This is a genomic window from Flavobacterium sp. KBS0721 (assembly GCF_002007065.3).
GTDB lineage: Bacteria > Bacteroidota > Bacteroidia > Flavobacteriales > Flavobacteriaceae > Flavobacterium > Flavobacterium piscis.
In genome coordinates this window covers 869,422-888,477 of sequence record NZ_CP042170.1, presented here as the reverse complement: position 1 = coordinate 888,477, position 19,056 = coordinate 869,422, and the positions used below count along the sequence as shown (strand labels likewise).

At 34.4% G+C, this 19,056-nt stretch carries 11 protein-coding genes; 10 read left to right on the top strand and 1 reads right to left on the bottom strand.

Going from position 1 to position 19,056, the window contains the following annotated elements:
* The first annotated feature begins 94 nt into the window (after positions 1–94).
* The 7 genes from B0M43_RS04060 to B0M43_RS04030 all read left to right on the top strand — a co-directional run bounded on the left by B0M43_RS04060 (position 95) and on the right by B0M43_RS04030 (position 5,784).
* Positions 95–289 (top strand): hypothetical protein, encoded by a 195-nt coding sequence (locus B0M43_RS04060; protein WP_123921778.1) that lies wholly within the window; start codon positions 95–97, stop codon positions 287–289.
* 49 nt (positions 290–338) lie between these two features.
* Positions 339–1,202 carry a TraB/GumN family protein gene (locus B0M43_RS04055; RefSeq protein ID WP_078006757.1) on the top strand — a complete coding sequence of 288 codons (864 nt, stop codon included), beginning with the start codon at positions 339–341 and terminating at the stop codon, positions 1,200–1,202.
* Positions 1,203–1,209: 7 nt separating this feature from the next.
* On the top strand, positions 1,210–1,713 hold the full coding sequence (locus tag B0M43_RS04050; RefSeq protein WP_078006758.1) for an RNA polymerase sigma factor: 504 nt from the start codon (positions 1,210–1,212) through the stop codon (positions 1,711–1,713).
* Positions 1,703–2,314 carry a hypothetical protein gene (locus tag B0M43_RS04045; RefSeq protein WP_078006759.1) on the top strand — a complete coding sequence of 204 codons (612 nt, stop codon included), beginning with the start codon at positions 1,703–1,705 and terminating at the stop codon, positions 2,312–2,314. The genes B0M43_RS04050 and B0M43_RS04045 overlap by 11 nt, the downstream gene beginning before the upstream one ends.
* Before the next feature lie 184 nt (positions 2,315–2,498).
* Complete coding sequence (gene bioD / locus B0M43_RS04040) at positions 2,499–3,116, top strand: dethiobiotin synthase (protein WP_078006760.1); 618 nt, start codon at positions 2,499–2,501, stop codon at positions 3,114–3,116.
* A gap of 96 nt (positions 3,117–3,212) precedes the next feature.
* Positions 3,213–4,484, top strand: a complete 1,272-nt coding sequence (gene bioA / locus B0M43_RS04035; protein WP_078006761.1) for an adenosylmethionine--8-amino-7-oxononanoate transaminase — start codon at positions 3,213–3,215, stop codon at positions 4,482–4,484.
* 133 nt (positions 4,485–4,617) lie between these two features.
* Positions 4,618–5,784 (top strand): beta-ketoacyl synthase N-terminal-like domain-containing protein, encoded by a 1,167-nt coding sequence (locus B0M43_RS04030; RefSeq protein ID WP_078006762.1) that lies wholly within the window; start codon positions 4,618–4,620, stop codon positions 5,782–5,784.
* 69 nt (positions 5,785–5,853) lie between these two features.
* On the opposite strand, the gene B0M43_RS04025 is transcribed toward B0M43_RS04030, so the two are convergent.
* Positions 5,854–10,344: a T9SS sorting signal type C domain-containing protein gene (locus B0M43_RS04025; RefSeq protein WP_123921779.1), complete on the bottom strand. Its 4,491-nt coding sequence runs from the start codon at positions 10,342–10,344 to the stop codon at positions 5,854–5,856.
* A gap of 295 nt (positions 10,345–10,639) precedes the next feature.
* On the opposite strand from B0M43_RS04025, the gene B0M43_RS04020 reads away from it, so the two are divergent.
* The 3 genes from B0M43_RS04020 to B0M43_RS04010 all read left to right on the top strand — a co-directional run bounded on the left by B0M43_RS04020 (position 10,640) and on the right by B0M43_RS04010 (position 19,027).
* Complete coding sequence (locus B0M43_RS04020) at positions 10,640–11,119, top strand: regulatory protein RecX (RefSeq protein ID WP_078006764.1); 480 nt, start codon at positions 10,640–10,642, stop codon at positions 11,117–11,119.
* 355 nt (positions 11,120–11,474) lie between these two features.
* The gene (locus B0M43_RS04015) at positions 11,475–15,725 is read left to right on the top strand and encodes an Ig-like domain-containing protein (RefSeq protein WP_078006765.1); all 4,251 of its coding nucleotides are present in this window, start codon (positions 11,475–11,477) and stop codon (positions 15,723–15,725) included.
* Between the two features lie 173 nt (positions 15,726–15,898).
* Positions 15,899–19,027 (top strand): T9SS sorting signal type C domain-containing protein, encoded by a 3,129-nt coding sequence (locus tag B0M43_RS04010; RefSeq protein ID WP_078006766.1) that lies wholly within the window; start codon positions 15,899–15,901, stop codon positions 19,025–19,027.
* Positions 19,028–19,056: the final 29 nt, after the last annotated feature.

Genomic DNA, 19,056 nt, shown 5'->3' with positions numbered 1-19,056 from the left:
TATTTCCTCACTTCTATAAAAAAGTTTAATTTTTTTTGTAACGTTTTGATTGTTTGATCACTTACGAGTCGTAATCAAATAAACCAAAATAATTATGAAAACTATAATCACTTCAATAAAAAGATTCATCTGTAATGTATTGCTTTTTTTAACAACAATACAAGTAATCTGTTCTGTAATAAACCATCATTTGTATGGTAAACCTTATCCTCATTTTTTTATAATAATTGTTTGTTTGCTTGTGGCAACTTTGGCATGGATAAAAGGTGAAAAATACAGCAAACAATAACAGGAGTTTTAATCATCAAATCAATCAATAATACTAATCAATCAACAAAATGAAAAATTTATTTACATCAGTAGTAGCAGTAATCGCTTTAACTTTTAGCGGTACAATTCAGGGACAAACAAAATCTCCAAAACTAGAAAATTCATTGTTATGGGAAGTTTCAGGAAACGGACTTTCAAAACCATCTTATGTTTACGGAACAATTCATGGTATTTGCCCAACGGATTATTTTATGGCAGAAAAAACAAAAAATGCATTTCAGAAATCAGATAAACTAATTTTAGAGATCAACTTAGCTGACCCAATTGAAATGGCCGATATGCAAAAAGCAGGTATTGCTTCAGTACCATTAAGTAAGACATTATCGCAGGAACAATTGTCGAAATTAGATGCAGTTTTACAAAAAAATACCGGTCTAAAAATTAAGCAATTAGACGGTTTTACTTTATCTGCTATTATGGGTTTTATCTCTATGAAAACATTTGACTGCGAAACCTTAAAATCATATGAATCAGATTTTATAGATTTGGCTAAAAAAGAAAATAAAAGTATTGGAGGTTTCGAAACCGTAAAAAAGCAAACCAATATGTTAGTAAATGCTTATACAGATTCAGAATTAATTGAGACTGTTGAAGATTTTAGTAAAGACGAAACGAAGAAAATGGTAGAAGATTATAAAGCAGAAAATGTAATGAATGTTTATAATGATCTTGCAAATGAAAAGGTGATGAGTAAAAATGCCAAAAAATGGATACTCGATGACAGAAATAAAGATTGGGTTCAGACAATGCCAGCGATGATGAAAAAAGAAAGTTTGTTTGTGGCGGTTGGCGTAGGACATTTAGCAGGTGAAGAAGGAGTAATTAATTTATTGAGACAAGCAGGATATAAAGTAAAACCAGTAACGAAATAAAATCGTTTTGAAAGAGAAAGAACAAGAATTTTTAAAAAGAATCGAAAGTCATAAAGGAATACTGTACAAGGTTTCTAAGATGTACATGGATAATCATGATGATCAGCAGGATTTGTTTCAGGAGATTGTTTGCCAGCTTTGGAAATCGTATGATTCTTTTAGAAACGAAAGTCAGTTTTCGACCTGGATGTATCGTGTGGCAGTGAATACGGCTATTGTTTTCTTAAAAAAGGAAAAACGAAAGGTCGATAAATATGAAATAGCTTCAGAAAACATCAAAGACGATGAAGGTGATTCTCATATAAAAGAAAGTCAGATCGATCATTTTTATAAAGCGGTTCAGAAATTGGAAAAAATTGATAAAGCAATCATTTTCTATCAGCTGGAAGGATTCTCTCATAAAGAAATAGGAGAGAATTTGGGAATATCTGAAGGGAATGCAAGGGTAAAATTAAACAGAGCAAAAGAAAAATTAAAAGAAATAATAAAAAATCAAGGATATGGATTTTAACGATATACAAAACGCATGGAATAACGAAAAGACGGATAATGTTGTTGTTCCAGATAATTTAGAAAAAATACAATCGGCAAATATGCCTTTGGGCAAAATTAGGAAAAATTTGCGCACAGAACTTTTTGGACAGATTCTGGCTTTGATCATTATAGGTTTTTTGCCACTATATCATGAATTTCCTTCAAGATTTGTAGGCCCTTATTATTTTATATACGGAATAGTGGCGGCAATAAGTATTTACTATTTGTCTAAGCTTTTTCTATTTTATAAGAGATTGGATAAGGCAGCATTAACAACGAAAGACAGTTTGTATGAAACCTATTATGATATTAGGCTTAATATGCAGCTTTACAAAACTTTTACGTTTGCATTAGCTCCTTTTTTCATGATCTATCTGGCTGGTTATTTGATTTTTGGAACTCCTGGCTCAACCGAAATTTTAAATGGGAATTTTGAAAATGAAAAATTAGTATTAAAAGTGGTAATTTTCATGATAACAATGTTGCTTATTGGTGTTTTGACAGAGTGGTGGGTGAGTTTTTATTATGGAAAATACGCCAAAGAAATCAAGAAAGTAATTGACGAACTTAAAGAATAACAAAAAACAAACAAGCTCATCTTAATGATGGGTTTTGTTTTTTAGTGGTATTTTTACACCATTGGCCACTGATAAAACGGATGTAACGGATTTACACAGATTATTTGTCTTTTGGGTGATAGTAATTAATTAAAAAAAATCCGCTTTAACCTGTTCAATCAGTGTTATCCGTGGTCTATTTGCTATGAAAATATTTGTAACAGGAATTTCAACTGATGTGGGTAAAACAATTGCTTCTTCTATTATTGTTGAATCTTTAGAAGCTGATTATTGGAAACCTATTCAGGCTGGAGATTTAGATCATTCGGATACTTATAAAGTAAAGTCTTATATTTCAAGTTCCAAATCCCAATTCTTTTCTAATAGTTATGCTTTAAACACAGCTGCAAGTCCGCATTTGGCGGCTGAAATTGATAGAATTACAATTAATTTGAAAGAAATTCACGAACCAAAAACAGAAAATCATCTGGTGATTGAAGGCGCGGGTGGAATTTTTGTTCCGTTAAATGAAAATGAAACTATTATAGATTTAATTCAACCCGATTATAAAATTATTGTGGTTTCAAGACATTATTTAGGAAGTATCAATCATACTTTATTGACTATTGAAGCAATTCAGAATCGAGGTTTTAAAGTAGCTGGAATTATCTTTAGCGGAAGCGAAAATAAATCGACCGAAAGTTTGATTCTGAATAAAACCGGAATAAAATATATTGGGAGAATTGACGAAGAACCTTATTTCGATCAAAATGTAATTAAAGAATATGCCGATTTGTTCAGGGATAATTTGCTTAATTTATAGAGCAAAGAAGATAGAATAGAGAAAATAGACTTTCCTATCTTTGAATTATGGATTTTAATCTTTTTTCGATACTCTAATATCTATATTCTAAATAAAATGACATTAACAGAAAAAGACCATCAGTACCTTTGGCATCCTTATACACAACATAAAACGGCACAAAATCCAATTGCCATTTCCAGAGGTGAAGGTGCTTTGTTATGGGACGAAAACGGAAAAGAATATATTGATGCCATTGCATCCTGGTGGGTAAATCCGTTTGGGCATAGTAATAAATTTATTGCCGATGCGATTTACAAACAACTAACCACTCTCGAGCATGTATTGTTTGGAGGTTTTACTCATGAACCAGCAATAAAAGTGGCGGAAAGATTGATGGAGATTTTGCCTAAAAACCAGCAAAAAATCTTCTTTTCTGATAATGGATCAACTGCGGTTGAAGTGGCGATAAAAGTTGCTCTACAGTATTTTTTTAATAAAAATGAAAAACGAACGACTATAATTGCTTTTGAAAATGCTTTTCACGGAGACACTTTTGCAGCAATGGCGGCAAGTGGAATTTCTTTTTATACTCAGGCTTTTCAGGGAATGTTTATAGATGTGGTGCGAATTCCGGTTCCGGTAAAAGGAAAAGAACAGGAAAGTTTTGATGCTTTAAATAATGTTATTGAAAATCATAATTGTGCCTGTTTTATTTTTGAACCTTTGGTGCAGGGAGCTGCCGGAATGGTCATGTATGAGCCGGAAGCATTGGCAAAATTGATTCAAATTTGTGCATCAAATAAAGTTTTGACAATTGCCGATGAAGTAATGACGGGTTTTGGCAAAACAGGAAAAACCTTTGCAATGGATTATGTTTCTGAAAATCCGGATATGATTTGTTTGTCGAAAGCGTTAACAGGAGGGACAATTCCTATGGCGATTACGACTTTTACACAAGAAATTTTTGATGCTTTTTACGATGATGATATCAACAAAGCATTATTTCACGGACATACTTTTACAGCGAATCCTACAGGTTGCGCAGCGGCTTTAGCAAGTATGGATTTATTGCAAACGGGAGAAATGCAAGCCAATATTGAAAGAATTAATGCGAGCCATTTAAGATTTCAAAAGAAAATAGAAAGTCATTCGAAAGTAATTACCGCCAGAACTTTAGGCGTTATTTTTGCAGTCGAAATCAAATCAGATTCAGAAGAAAGTTATTACGGATCGATGCGTAACAAACTTTATAATTTCTTTATCGAAAAAGGAGTCATTTTGCGCCCGGTTGGAAATATTGTTTACATTCTTCCTCCGTATATCATGACCAATGAACAGCTTCAAAAAGTATATCAAACAATAGAAGAAGCGATTGAAATGGTCTAATAGTTTTTAAACCATATAAGGGATATAAGAAAGTGTAAGCTTTATTTAAAAATTAGTGCTTTGCGAACTTTGTATTCTATAATGCAAGCTATAAATAAACTTTTGCGAACTTTGCGGTTAAATAGATCCAACATTGAATACTAAAATCTCGATTACAGCTTTTTCATCGATTTCTCCTCTAGGAAATACTTCTGAAGGAGTTTGGGAAAAATATCTCGACAATCAACATTGTTTTTCGAAACAGTTTTTAGATCAGCAAGAAACTTCGGTGGCTTCTCTTGACGCAGAATCGAAACAAATTGTTACTGAAATACGGGAATCAGATATTAAATATAAATTTTTAGACGATTCGGTTTTGTTTGCGATAGCAGCTTCGCGAAAAGCGGTTGCGCAGGCAGGCTGGAATTCAGATGATGTATTCGGAATTAATATTGGTTCCTCTCGTGGTGCCACAGATTTATTCGAAAAGCATTACAAAGAATATATTGATACCGGAAAAGCACAAACTCTGGCTTCGCCCACAACAACCTTAGGGAATATTTCGTCATGGATCGCGCATGATTTGCAAAGTAATGGCCCTGAAATTTCTCATTCTATAACTTGTTCTACTGCTCTTCATGCTTTATTAAACGGAGTTGCATGGTTGAAAGCGGGAATGGCTGATAAATTTTTGGTAGGAGGAAGTGAGGCGCCATTGACCGATTTTACGATTGCGCAAATGCGTGCTTTAAAAATATATTCGCGAATAAATCAGGATGAAGATTCATGGCCAAACCTGGCTTTTGATTTTGATAAAACGCAAAATACGATGATTTTAGGCGAAGGAGCGGCAGTTTGTTGTCTGGAAGCCGGCGAAGTAACAAATGCAATTGCATATGTTACCGGAGTTGGATATGCAACAGAAATTTTAGAACATAATATTTCTATTTCTGCCGAAGCAACCTGTTTTCAGAAATCGATGAAAATGGCATTAAAAGATGTCGATTTAGAAAGTATTGATGCAATCGTAATGCATGCTCCCGGAACGATAAAAGGAGATGTAACCGAATTGCGTGCCATAGAAAAAGTATTTGGATCTAAAATGCCTTTACTAACTACCAATAAATGGAAGGTAGGGCATACGTTTGGAGCTTCCGGAATCTTGAGTTTAGAGTTAGCGCTGTTAATGTTGCAGCACGATACTTTTATCGAAGTGCCTTTTGGAACAAAACAAAATCAGACACAATCTATAAGAAGAGTTTTAGTAAATGCCGTTGGTTTTGGTGGCAATGCCGTAAGCATTTTGATAGAGAAGGCATAAATTATTCTTTAATAAACAAAAAAACCATTCGCTAAACGAATGGTTTTTTATTGGAACTCAATTTATATATTATTGAAATATGATTTTTCTTGTCACCGAAGCATCATTTTCTAAAGTTATTTTTACCACCAAAACCTGATTGCCTGATGGCAGGTTTTGAATCTGAAGTTCTGTATTTGATACTTTGTTTTTGCTGTAAAGCAGTTTTCCTGTAATATCAAAAATGGCAACTTCTTTTATATTTTCTTTTGATGAAAGGATATTGATAACTTTGTTTTTTACCGAAACTAAAATACCGTCCGGGCTATTTTCAAAATCGCCTGTCCCTAATGTTTTATTGGTGTAACGCAGTACAAAACGATCTGTAAAGGTGCCTGTTTCTGCAATAAAATTATAGTCGCTTGTATTTAAATTATGAATTACTCCTGTTTTTTTATCCTCAAGATAAATAGTTTGCCCGTCTAATATTCCTTCTGTATGGTCTATCGCAATGGTAAACTCCCCATCAATTGTTGATCTGTATCCAAGAGGAATCAGGTCACTATTCTCAAATGGCAGGGCACGTCCCTGGATGGTTAATTTTTTAGTTTCATTTACACTGTAAAAATCCACGTAAGGATTACCGTTTAAGGTAGTGGCATCATAGTTATTATCGAAACTATTGGTTGCTTCATCAAAATAACCAATCAGGACTTGTTTGAAAGCTCCTTTTGCATTTTTGAAATTTAACCACAAACGATCTCTTACCCCGGTAGTTTTGTCTGTCTTAAAAAACTGCGAATTTCCGGCAGTGGCAACCCTCATGCTATTGGTAAACTTAATTGGGGTGTCTGTCAGTGCTTTTACGAAAAATCCTTGTCCCGAGGCAATGCTTCCTGTTGGAATATTGTCAGTTGGGTTTGCTGTTGGATCTGATATCGCCTCACGGGTTGCCACGCTTCCTGATAAATTGAAAACAGCATAGTCGTTACTTGTATAAGCGTATATATTAGGCTTAGTAGGATCTGTAACTGCAGGGGCAGTATTATGTGTCCAGAAATATACTGTACCCACGATAGTTGGGTTGGGTCCTGCTGTATTGGCCTGAATAAATTTAGTGGCATCCAGGGCAGAAGGATACGGATTCCCAACAAGGTTCCATTTTGCAGGTATTGGCTTCATATTTACATCGCCGTTATTGGGTACTCCAACAAAGGAAGCAGAATGAACTGAACCAACAGTAAGTGAATTTGATTCAGGTGCACGAACAATATAACCAATTCCCGGCGTCATTACAGCTGCACCATTGATATGTGATACCCATCCGCTAAACGGATCATAACTCTGGTACATATTAGCCGCTGTTCCCGGAGATAAGTCATGAAGGGTAAAACCACTAACCGGTGATGACCAATAGGTAAAATCGTACCTGCGTACCGCAACAGTGTTACGTTTATAGGTTATGTTTCCGACATTGCTGCTTACCGTTGTGGCTGAGCCTTGTACCAAACTGGCATTGTTGTCAAAAATCAAAGATCCTGTTCCTAAAACAGTAAGTGCATTAGTAATGTTTAAAGTACGTCCCGAAGGTACTGTCATGGTAACTCCTGAATTAATCGTACAGGAACAAGCATTCAAATCAGCAGTTATAGGAAATGCACTGGCAAATGTTACGTTTTTGGTAGCATCAGGTAAGCCGTTTGACCAGCTGCCGTTGTAGGTGGTGGAGGAAAAATCATTGATAGTAACATTATTGGTTAAATTCGAAGTGCAATTACCAATTTTTACTGAAAATTGATAAGTTCCTGATGATAAGTTTGAAACTGTATAAGAAATTCCTGTTCCAGGGATATCAACACTTCCAGCCATACTACTTTGTGTTATTGTCCAGGCTCCCAAAGGTAAACCACTTAAAACTACACTACCCTTTGGTGATGTACAAGTTACATGTGTAATTGTTCCTACTGTTGGGATCGATGGTGTTGGATTAGTTGTTATAGTTACTATATTGCTTTCGCTATATCCACAATTTGTTTTAACATTATTGATGTTTGGCATACTGGCGCTAAATGAAACCAATCTTTTAAAATGTCTTGCTATACTAACTGAAGTCGCATTTTGTATTGCGGGTGGATCATAAGTTCTGCCTAGAGCTCCTGGAATATTATTGTATATTACTCCATCCGTAGAAAGCTGCCATTGAAAATTAAGTTGAGGATTTTGCAAATTAACATCTGCTAGAGTGTATTGTAAGGATCCTTCTATTACACTAGGATCTTCATTCGAACAAAGATTAATTATAGAAGGTTCTGTAATATTATTTACATTTGCATCAAATGCTATCATTGTAAAACCAACAACATTTCCACCTGCATTTTCGTAATAATCTAATACAAAATCATCATCTCCATCTAAACGAACAAGAATGTCATTGTAAGTAGTTGAACCTTGCTCACCCCACCTGTCAAAGATTGTAGTATTATTCATAGATAAACGTACTCCATCATCACCTGTTACACGAATTATATAACAGCCTGATTTAGTAGTTTTCATTTTATATCTAACAGCAAATCCTTCTGTAAAAATACTGGCTCTTTTTACTCCACCTGAATAAACTGCAAAACAATTTTCATTTCCTCCAAATCCCTCATTGATAGTTTCAGATCCAACATTATAAGATCCTGCATAGTTGGAAGAAAATGGTTCTGGTGTTATGCCACCGGCATTATAAATATGTCCAATCCACGTGTTTGTACCATATTCATTTTGGCTATCCTGTGTGTTATTGACTCCAGTTAAATTAAGTGAAATGGGTCCGCCAGTTGTACCAGCACTAGCACAATTTGCTCCTGCTGTCAAAAGTATTTTTACCTGACCTGAAAAAGTCGGAATCCAGTCTGTAATTGATACTCCGCCAGTTCCAGTACTAGATGTAATAATCGCGTCATTCGAAGCATTGTAAAGAGATAAATATTCATCAGTAGCAAAAACATTATTTACTGAAAATGTATATTTATAGCCTTTGATTACATTTAATAAAACATATTGACCGGAATTAACATTAGCTGTTGTTATGGTATTTGTATTATCGATGCAAAAAGTATATGTATCTACTGGTGTGCCACTTAAAGAATTAACAGTAACAGTAGGTGTATTTGTCATTTGTAACGGACAAGAACTTGATGTTAATGTTGCTAAAACATTAAAAGTAGTAGTCGTTGATAAAGTTCCCGTTGGTAAATTTATACTTACTCCGGTACCATTTACAGCTGAACCAACATTTGTAGTACCATTTCTTAATTGATAAGAAACCCCGCTTTGAGAAGATGCAACTGTTATATTAGTTCCTGTTCCTATACAAATTGTAGGATTAGCAGCAGTAACTATTTTGTCATCTGGTGATGCCACGATATTTTGAGCTGGACTAATGAACGCTTTGTTCCCTGGGCCTATTCCACCATTATTGTCTTTAAACCATGAAATACCTTCAGAAACAACATCAAAAGTTATATTATTTGGACCTACAGCAAGCTTTGCTCCATAAGCTGTAACTGTTCTTCTTGAAGCAGTAATATTAAAATAGTATGTTTTAGTTTCTCCCGGGGCCAAGTTTTGAGCATCTACCCTAACATGATAATCATTCCATATTGTAGTACTTTCTCCATTCCATTTGATACCAATATTAAAATTTTTACCGCCACCGTCTGTCCAAGCCAGTTTACCTACATTTTTTATAACTACACTTACAGTTCTGGTCTCACCTGCACACCAGGTTGAAGAACCCAGATCAGCAGAGATAATTTGACTTTTATAATCAACTTTAGGTTTTAATGCAATCAGAATTCCTCCATTGTATTCGTCATCGCTTAATGTGGCTCTTCCTGTTCCCGTACTTCCTGCCGTAGGTTTTATTGCCCATGCGGCACCAACAGAAGCTTGTGATCCGGTATTTTTAATTTCGCTATAGAGTTGATTCAATGAATTTGGAGAATCTGCCTGCCAATTAGAATAACGTCTAGCAGATCCAACTACCTGACCCAACAAAATAACTGCTGCATTATTGGATGTAGTTGTAATTGATGTCGCCCTAACATTCTCGTCAGTTCTTCCGTTTATTCCTGTAAAAGAAGCATCAAATGGATCTGCAGTATCAACACCCGAAAACGCTACAATTGAACCTATAGCACCTTTCACATTCCAAAGCGTAAAAGTATAACTTGTTGGCTCACTTGCTCCGGCAACTTTGTACAAAACAGTACCAACACGAGTATTGTTTTCAAGATACATAGAACTTATATTCGTCCAGCCTTGTAAATCGGGAATAAATGTTCCTCCTGAAACTGCCTCTGCGATATTTACAATCATAACATCTCCTTCTACTACACCTGAAGGTTTCGTAATTGTTAATGAATTAGTAGCTGTTGTTGCTGTAGTAGAAGTCCCACGTTGTGCAATTTGTCCAAAACCCAAATTTGCTGCTAAGAATAAAATAAGGCAGAATAAAATTGAACTAAAATTTATTTGCTTTTTTGGGGAATTAATAGAAAATAAAGATTTTGATAAAAGTAATTTTTTCATCATATAACAAGTGGTATTTATATTTTAAATTTGTTTTTTGGATTATAAAAAATAAAAAAGCGTCTCAGTTTAGAGAAACGATAATTCATTTTTTAGTTTTAACAGTTATAATTTATTCTAATGTGTTGTTGGATAAGTGGTAATAAAATGTTAAAATTCTGCAGCAAAAATATTATAATAATTCACATATACAACATCTTAGTAAAATACTTTTTGAGAAAAACGAAAAATAGGTATGTAATTTTAACAACTAATTGAATATTTTTAGCAATAATAGTTAAAAAGAAAGAAAAAACTCATGAATAATATTTATACAATTAAAGACGCAATAGTTAAATTAGAACACTTCTGTGCTTATCAGGAGCGATGTCATGCCGAGGTGGTTTCGAAACTATACAGCCTGAAAATGTCTTCAGACGAAATTGATGTTATTGTCGTTCATCTTATCGAAAATAATTTTTTAAACGAGAGCAGATTTGCTTGTAGTTTCGCCAGAGGCAAACACCGAATCAAAAATTGGGGGAAGATTAGAATTACGAATGAACTAAAAGCCAGACACATTTCGTCGGTTAATATTACGCTTGCCTTAAAAGAAATTACACCTGACGAGTACGAAGCGACTTTTGATGATCTGTCAGAAAAATGCTGGAACGGGATTCATGAAAAAAATGTACTCAAAAAGAGAAAAAAATTCTGTGATTATATGTTACGCAGAGGATATGAAAGTAATTTGGTTTATGAAAAAGTAATGCAATTAGAAAAGGAAAACGGTCACTAAAACGGCTTCACTTAAACTCAAAAAACAACCTATTTTTCTTATAATCCTAAAAGTTATATTTTATAACTTTTTTGCGAATTATTCGATCAAACGACGTTTTTTACAACTATGCGTTTAAAAAACAACCTATTTTTACCAAAAAACTACTATTTTTCTTATATTAAATTTTAACATTTTATAAGAAATAACATAAGTTAGTATTTTCAAAGATGTAGTTCGTCGATTATTTTAACATTTTATCGATTATATAGTCATTCTAAAAACTCTCTCATTTTCTAACAGATAGTTGTATCTATATTTGTCCGGGCAAAATTTATCCTATGCCAACATAACAAATTGTATACAAAACATTTATATGAAGAGAACTCTACTTTTATTTTTATTTTCACCGGTTTTAAGTTTTGCTCAAATTGTTGATTTGGTAAAATGGGATGCTCAACAAACTGCTAACAGGAATACTCCAACGTATGTTAATACTTTGTATCCAACTGCAATTGTAGCAGATATTACTACTTCGGGAGTTGGATCAATCAGCTATAACACTGATAATGCATCAAACCCATATTTTATTATAGGTGGCTGGCCAAATCCTCAGCAAAATGAAGGAAGTTATGATGCCGCAAAGTATGTTGAGTTTAAAATTACACCAAAATCAACCAGTAAAATTGATTTAAGTACTTTTAGTATTACTTATAAAAGCCAAGGTGATACGGGTGGCGGATCTGAAAGATTTCAAATTCAATACTCTAAAGATAAGAATTTTGAAACAAATGTTAGAGTGCTTGTTCCAGAAACCACTAGCTCAAATGGCTGGAAAACTATCACTCCTGTTTTTTCACCAGAAATTAACCCAGTATTGCCCGGAGAGATTATTTATATCCGTTTATATGTTTATACTTCAAATAATAATTTTCATTTTCAAATAACTGGAACACCTGTGACAATCAAAGGAACAGTGTTTCCTTTTGATTCAACAAAAGTTTTAGCAATAAATGACTATACAACTACAACAAAAGGAGTTGGATTAAACATTTCTCCTTTAAGTAATGATGTAAAAAAAGATAATGTAAATTCAATTACAATTTCTACTCCACCAGCTGTAACACAAGGAAGCGCGATTTTGAATCCGGATAAAACAATAACATTTAATCCTGCTAAAAATTTTATAGGAAAATCTTCTTTTAAATATACTATTAGCGATGGAGTAAATCCTTCTTCTGAAGCAACTGTAGAAGTAAATGTAACAGAGGTTACCCCTACAAGTTTAGTGATTTGGAATGCAAAAAGTTCAGATAAACTTAAACCTACTGTTAACTCAGGGTATGTCACATCAGCTAATATTGCAAGTAATGGTGTTTCAAATGTACTAAATGGATACAACAATAGTGAAGATTCAAACAATCCTTTTTATTCAATTACCGAATGGGCTAATAATCAATATATGGGAGGTAGCTATGATCCTGCAAAATATATTGAATTTCAAATGACTGCAGATGATAAGCATAAAATAAACTTAAGCACATTTGGATTTACTTATAGATCTCAGGGCGATTCAGGACAAAAAATAAGAATTAGTTACTCTAAAAGTAGTTCATTTAGCAGTGGTGTTAAGATACTTGCAGAAACAACAGTTTCAACTGACTGGACAACTATAACACCAGCTTTTGCATCAGATTTAAATACGCTGGAAGCTGGCGAAAGTATTTACATTCGTGTTTATGGTTATAATACTTATAACGCTTTTCAATTCAGGACAAAAACAACAATTAACGGATCTATAAAAGATGTTAATACATTATTAGCTAATAATGATGATATTAGCACTCCAATCAATCAACCTGCAAAAGTTTTAATTTTATCAAATGATGTTATTGGTACCTCTGCTGTACAACCAATAACTGTAACGCAACCAACAAACGGAACTGTAACAGTAAACAGTGATAATAGCCTGACTTTTACTCCTTCAAGCTCTTTTACGGGAACAACTTCATTTACTTATACATTAAAAAATGCTAATTCAAATTATTCATCAGCAACTGTTGGTGTAATAGGAACAGCAGCAGTTTGTGCACCCTCTTTAATCGCGGGAGATAATTATTGGAAAGGATATGTTTATACCTACACGGGTAATACTCCAGGAGCTGCAACTTATGTTGGATCTGTAGCTGAAAATTCCATTTTTGATCGAAATGTAGGCGACGGAGTAATTACCGGAGATACAAATGTTGAAGCAAATGCATTTTGCGGAACTGTACCAAGTGATAAGTTTTTTGTAAAATATTTAATGAAAGCCACAACAACAATTGGTACTTACAATATTACATTTGGTGCTGATGATGGGGTTAGATTATATATTGATGGAAAGTTAGTACCGGTAACACCTGCTAATTCATGGAGCGATCATAGTTATGTTACTTATTTTGCACAATACAATTTTACAACTGCCGGTCCTCATGATTTTGTTTTGGAATATTATGAAAATGGAGGCTCGTCCAGAGTATCTTTTTCATACGGTTTGGTACAAGGAGATCCATCTGTGTATGGAACGAATGTTTGGAATGTTTACGGATATACAGCTCCAAATTTTAACTTACCAGCAGTAAATTACGCAGGTACGTATGTAGATTCAAAATTAGATATAAATACTACAAGCTACTGGGCAAAAGAAAAGTCACCATCTTCTGCAGCTGCATGGCAAGGAGCAACAATGCCAATTGATAACTTTACAATATCATATAAAAGACAAGGTTTCCCTTGCGGTAATTACAACATTCAAGTTGTAAATTGTGATGATGATATGCAAATTTATATTGATTCAAAACTTGTTTACACTGCAGGACAAAATATAAATGCACCTGTAACTATTAGCGGAGGTACTTATCCTTTAAATTCAGCATCAAAAGTTGAAATACGTTTAAGAGAAGATGGAGGAGATGCTAAAATGGCAGTTAACTTTATAGATGTTCAGGTAATTTATAATGGAACAGGAGCTGTAGCCGCAAATACTTCTATAATTGTAAAAGCCAACGCTACCCTAGATTCAAGTATCGAAGTTTGCTCTTGTACAATTGATCCAGGAAAAACACTTACAATACCTGCAGATAAAGTTTTAACAGTAAAAGAAAACATTACGGTAGGGACAGCTGGAAAGCTTTTAGTTCAGAATGGTGGTTCATTATTACAAAAGAACAAAAATGCAATATATACCGGAGCTAATGATTCATTCGAATTAAAAAGAATAACTCAGCCAATGCGTTATTACGATTTTACCTATTGGTCGTCACCGGTTACTTTGGCATCAGGATATACCTTAAAAAAATTGTCTCCGGATACTGCATCAAATATGTACCAAAGTTACGATCCTTTTTCAGGATGGGTTTCGCATATGAATGGAGCAGCTTCAATGATACCAGGTGTTGGCTATATTGTTAGGGCTCCTGAAACAAGCTCAGCAACTGTAGGAGCAGCTTACAACGCATCTTTTGTTGGTGTTCCAAATAATGGGGATATCAGTTTTACACCAATAGAAAATAAATTCAATTTAATTGGAAATCCATATCCTTCCTCTCTTGATGCGGCTGAATTTATCAAGAGAAATGATGGTAATACTACCGGATCCTTATATTTCTGGACTCATAATACGGCTCCTGCCAATACCGATCCGTCTAAGCCAAACATATATTCATACACAAGTAATGATTATGCTGTATTTAATTTAACAGGTAGTGTTGCTACAGGATATGTTGCAAAGGGTACAGAAGCACCAAGTGATAAAAGTCCGGCTAATAATGCCCCGAACGGAAAAATTGCATCAGGACAAGGCTTTTTTGTTAAAGCATTAACAAACGCACCCTTAAAATTTACAAATGAGATGCGATCAGCAGGAAGCAACTCCCAGTTTTTAAAAACTTCAAATTCAAATGTTGAAGAAGGTCGTTTATGGTTGAATTTTACTAATGCACAAGGTGCATTCAAACAAACTCTTGTAGGGTATATAGAGGATGCGACTAATAATTTTGAGAATAATTACGATGCGCCAACTTTTAATGCAAATGCATTTGTAGATTTTTATAGTATCAATGATAATAAAAAGTTAGTTATTCAGGGTCGTGCTCTGCCATTTGATATGATTGATCAGATTCCACTAGGATATAAATCGACAATAGCAGGTGACTTTACTATTTCAATAGACCATGTAGAAGGTTTGTTAAACGAACAGCCAATATATTTACAAGATAAAACAACAGGCGTAATTCACGATTTACGTACCAGTGACTATAACTTTAAAACAGAAATAGGAACTTTTACTGAGCGTTTCGTTTTACGTTATAAAACCGATAAGACATTAGGAACCGATGATTTTGAGAATATTGAAGACGGCATTTTACTTTCGGTAAAAAATAAAGTCATCAATGTTATTTCATCAAAAGAGAATATTAAAGAAGTAACTGTTTTTGATATATTAGGAAAAACGCTTTATACCAAAAAGAAAGTTGGAAATAGTGAACTTCAAATTCAAAACCTGCAATCGGGTAATCAGATTTTGTTAATAAAAATAACTTTAGAAAATGACTTTACTGTTTCTAAAAAAATAATCTTCAATTAATTTACCTAAAAAAATAATATAAAATCCGACAACATTTTCTGTCGGATTTTTTCAGATAATAACAAAAGGAAATAAATTTTTAATGATAAAATAAACTAGAAATAAGATACTAACAGATTAATTCCCTGTTAATAAGAAGTGTCAAAATACTAACCAAACCAAATCCTAATTGTATGCCCCAAAAAATACTTTTACTTATTCGTTCTTTTTTTATAAAAAATGTAAGATTACTTTTTTTTCTGATTTCTTTACAAATGTTCAGTCAGACTACAAATACAGTTACTGAAATTCATACCGATTGGAAAGGATATTGGAGGTCAAATGACATCACTCCTTCAGGAAATCGTCCGGACAATGCTAATAATTTATTAGCCTTTAAATGGAAATCTGTTATTTATTCTACCGGAGTAAATGACAATATTCTTAATACAGAAAAAGTAAATTACAAAGCTCAAAAATTTAGAGCTTTAAAAATACAGAGCCTAGGCCTAAATAAGGACACTTATATATTGCAAGGTTCGATGATCGACGGGCTGCCTAATGCTGCAGTTTTAGATCCAAAATTAGCAGGAACTGCGGCAACAGGAGCAGAACTTGCAGCAAGACTTACAGATGGCAGCAATGGCCTAAGTTTGGGGACAGGAGTAGCAAACATAGCGCCCGGTTCAGCCGAATTTAAAATTGGTAGCAATAACCTGAATCTTTTAGGTATCAATGATGATATTCCGGATTTAATTGTTACTCAGGTAGCTGAGCCAGGTAATATTAATCAATCAGATATTTTTAAATTTGTTGATGCAGCAGGAAAAACAGTGGGAAATGAGATAACGGTAGCTTTTACTTCAGTTAAGGCTATTGGTACTTATAGTTTAGATTTATTTAAAGCAGATGGAGGAGTTAATGGTTTTACTCCGGCTGCAACAAGAGACATCAGAATGTTGGGACTTGAAACCAGCTCTTTTGGTATAACAGAGAATAATGCTTCGCAAGTTGATCGTTTTGTTGTTAGTTTCTCAGGTAGTTCTGATTGTGCATTTATTGCTTTTAATACCAATTCATTAAAATTTGCTGAATTAAGTTTGGTCAAAACTGCCTCGATGTCATCGTGTGGTAAGGTTGGGGATATCGTAAATTATACTTTTGATATTAAAAATAGTGGAGATGTACCCATAACTGATATTTACATAACAGATCCACTACCACAAATATCAATCTCATCGAATCATATTGCTTCTCTGGCGCCTAAAGCTACAGCTACAATAACGGGAACTTATAAAATTACATTAGCAGATGTAGCAGCCGGTAAAATTGTCAACTCGGCAAAAGTTACAGGTACAGATCCTTCACTAAATATTGTTGAAGACATTTCAGGAACAGCTTATGATAATGATGTTTCGACAACAACAATTTTATTGTCTCCACCAACAGTGGGAACTATAACCCATTTTTCTTGTAATTCTTCAGGTAAAGTAATTTTAACTAATTTACCCGAAAACGAAAGCTGGACAATAACTCAAAGCGGTACAGCAACAGCCACTAAATCAGGAACTGGTCCAACTTTTACGATAGAAAATCTTGCAGTAGGAACTTATAACTTTAGTGTTAAGACTACTTCCGGATGTAATTCTCCTTTAACTGAAAATGTAGTTATAAGAGATCTATCCTCCACCACCTACAACGGTACCTGGTCAAACGGTTTACCTGATGCTACCAAAAATGTAACATTTGCAAGTGCATTTCCTATAACTGCTGATTTAAATGCTTGTTCCTGTACGATTAATTCAGGAGTTAGTATCACAGTACCTTCTGGACGTACTTTAAACATTACCAATGCACTTACTGTTTTAGGAACAGGATCTTTGATTTTTGACAACAATGCCAGTTTGGTACAAGGCTCAGCCACAACGGTAAGCAGCAATGTCGGAAACATAACCTATAAACGTAATACCGTTGCGGTACGCAGGTACGATTTTACCTATTGGTCATCACCGGTTAGTGGTTTTACCCTTCATGACTTATCTCCGGGAACAGCGGCTAATATGTACCAGAGTTATGATCCGTTTAGCGGATGGGTATCACATATGAATGGTGCAGCTGTAATGACGCCTGGAATTGGTTATATCGTTCGTGCATCTGAATCAAATTCACTAACTGTTGGTTCAGTTCATTCTGCTTCCTTTGTTGGAGTACCCAATAACGGCGATGTAAATATGAAGCCAATACCTGCAAAATGGAACCTTGTCGGGAATCCGTATCCTTCTGCCCTGGATGCCACTAAATTTATTCAGGCCAATACAGCAGGACCCAACCCAACTATCGTGGGTACAGTATATTTCTGGACACATAATACTGCCCCTGCAGTTACAGATCCTACTAAGCCTAATATATACGCTTATACAAGTAACGACTATGCTGTTTTCAATTTATCAGGAAGCGTGGCAACCCGTGAGGCGATATCAGATCCAACAGCAAACCCAACCGACAATATTCCAACAGGAAGCATTGCCTCAGGACAGGGATTTTTCGTAAAAGCACTGACAGACACCCCAATTAAATTTACCAATAGCATGAGGGTTGCCACTGCCGGAAATTCGCAGTTTTTTAAGACAGACAAAACTACCGGGGTAAGAGATCGTTTGTGGTTAAATTTCAAAAATGCAAAAGGAGCTTTCAAACAAGTCCTGATTGGTTATTTTGATGAAGCAACCAATAGTTTTGATAATAACTATGATGCCGCTACCTTAAACGGTAATCCTTACGTGGATTTTTACAGTGTAAATGAAACTAAAAAACTAACCATCCAGGGACGTGCCCTGCCATTTGAGAACAGTGACCTGATTCCTCTTGGATACAGATCAACAATTGATGGGGAGTTTACCATTGCAATAGACCATACAGAAGGAATATTAGACGGGCAAACTATTTATCTTGAGGATAAAAAAACAGGGGTCATTCATAATTTAAATACAAGCGACTATAATTTTATTGCTGAAACAGGCACCTTTACAGATCGTTTTGTACTGCGTTACACCAATAAAACATTAGGGACAGGGGATTTTGAAAATAGCCCGGACGGTATTTTAGTTTCGGTAAAAAACAAAGTTATCAATGTCCTTTCATCAAAAGAAAATATAAAAGAAGTTAACATTTTTGATATTACAGGAAAATTACTTTACAGCAAAAATAAAGTATCAAATACAGAACTTCAGATTCAAAACCTGCCATCAGGCAATCAGGTTTTGGTGGTAAAAATAACTTTAGAAAATGATGCTTCGGTGACAAGGAAAATCATATTTCAATAATATATAAATTGAGTTCCAAAAAAAAACCA

Coding starts and splice junctions, on each gene's coding strand:
- B0M43_RS04010 (WP_078006766.1), top strand. CDS start 15,899: ATGCCCCAAAAAATACTTTTACTTATTCGTTCTTTTTTTATAAAAAAT.
- B0M43_RS04020 (WP_078006764.1), top strand. CDS start 10,640: ATGAATAATATTTATACAATTAAAGACGCAATAGTTAAATTAGAACAC.
- B0M43_RS04045 (WP_078006759.1), top strand. CDS start 1,703: ATGGATTTTAACGATATACAAAACGCATGGAATAACGAAAAGACGGAT.
- bioD (WP_078006760.1), top strand. CDS start 2,499: ATGAAAATATTTGTAACAGGAATTTCAACTGATGTGGGTAAAACAATT.
- bioA (WP_078006761.1), top strand. CDS start 3,213: ATGACATTAACAGAAAAAGACCATCAGTACCTTTGGCATCCTTATACA.
- B0M43_RS04025 (WP_123921779.1), bottom strand. CDS start 10,344: ATGATGAAAAAATTACTTTTATCAAAATCTTTATTTTCTATTAATTCC.
- B0M43_RS04060 (WP_123921778.1), top strand. CDS start 95: ATGAAAACTATAATCACTTCAATAAAAAGATTCATCTGTAATGTATTG.
- B0M43_RS04055 (WP_078006757.1), top strand. CDS start 339: ATGAAAAATTTATTTACATCAGTAGTAGCAGTAATCGCTTTAACTTTT.
- B0M43_RS04015 (WP_078006765.1), top strand. CDS start 11,475: ATGAAGAGAACTCTACTTTTATTTTTATTTTCACCGGTTTTAAGTTTT.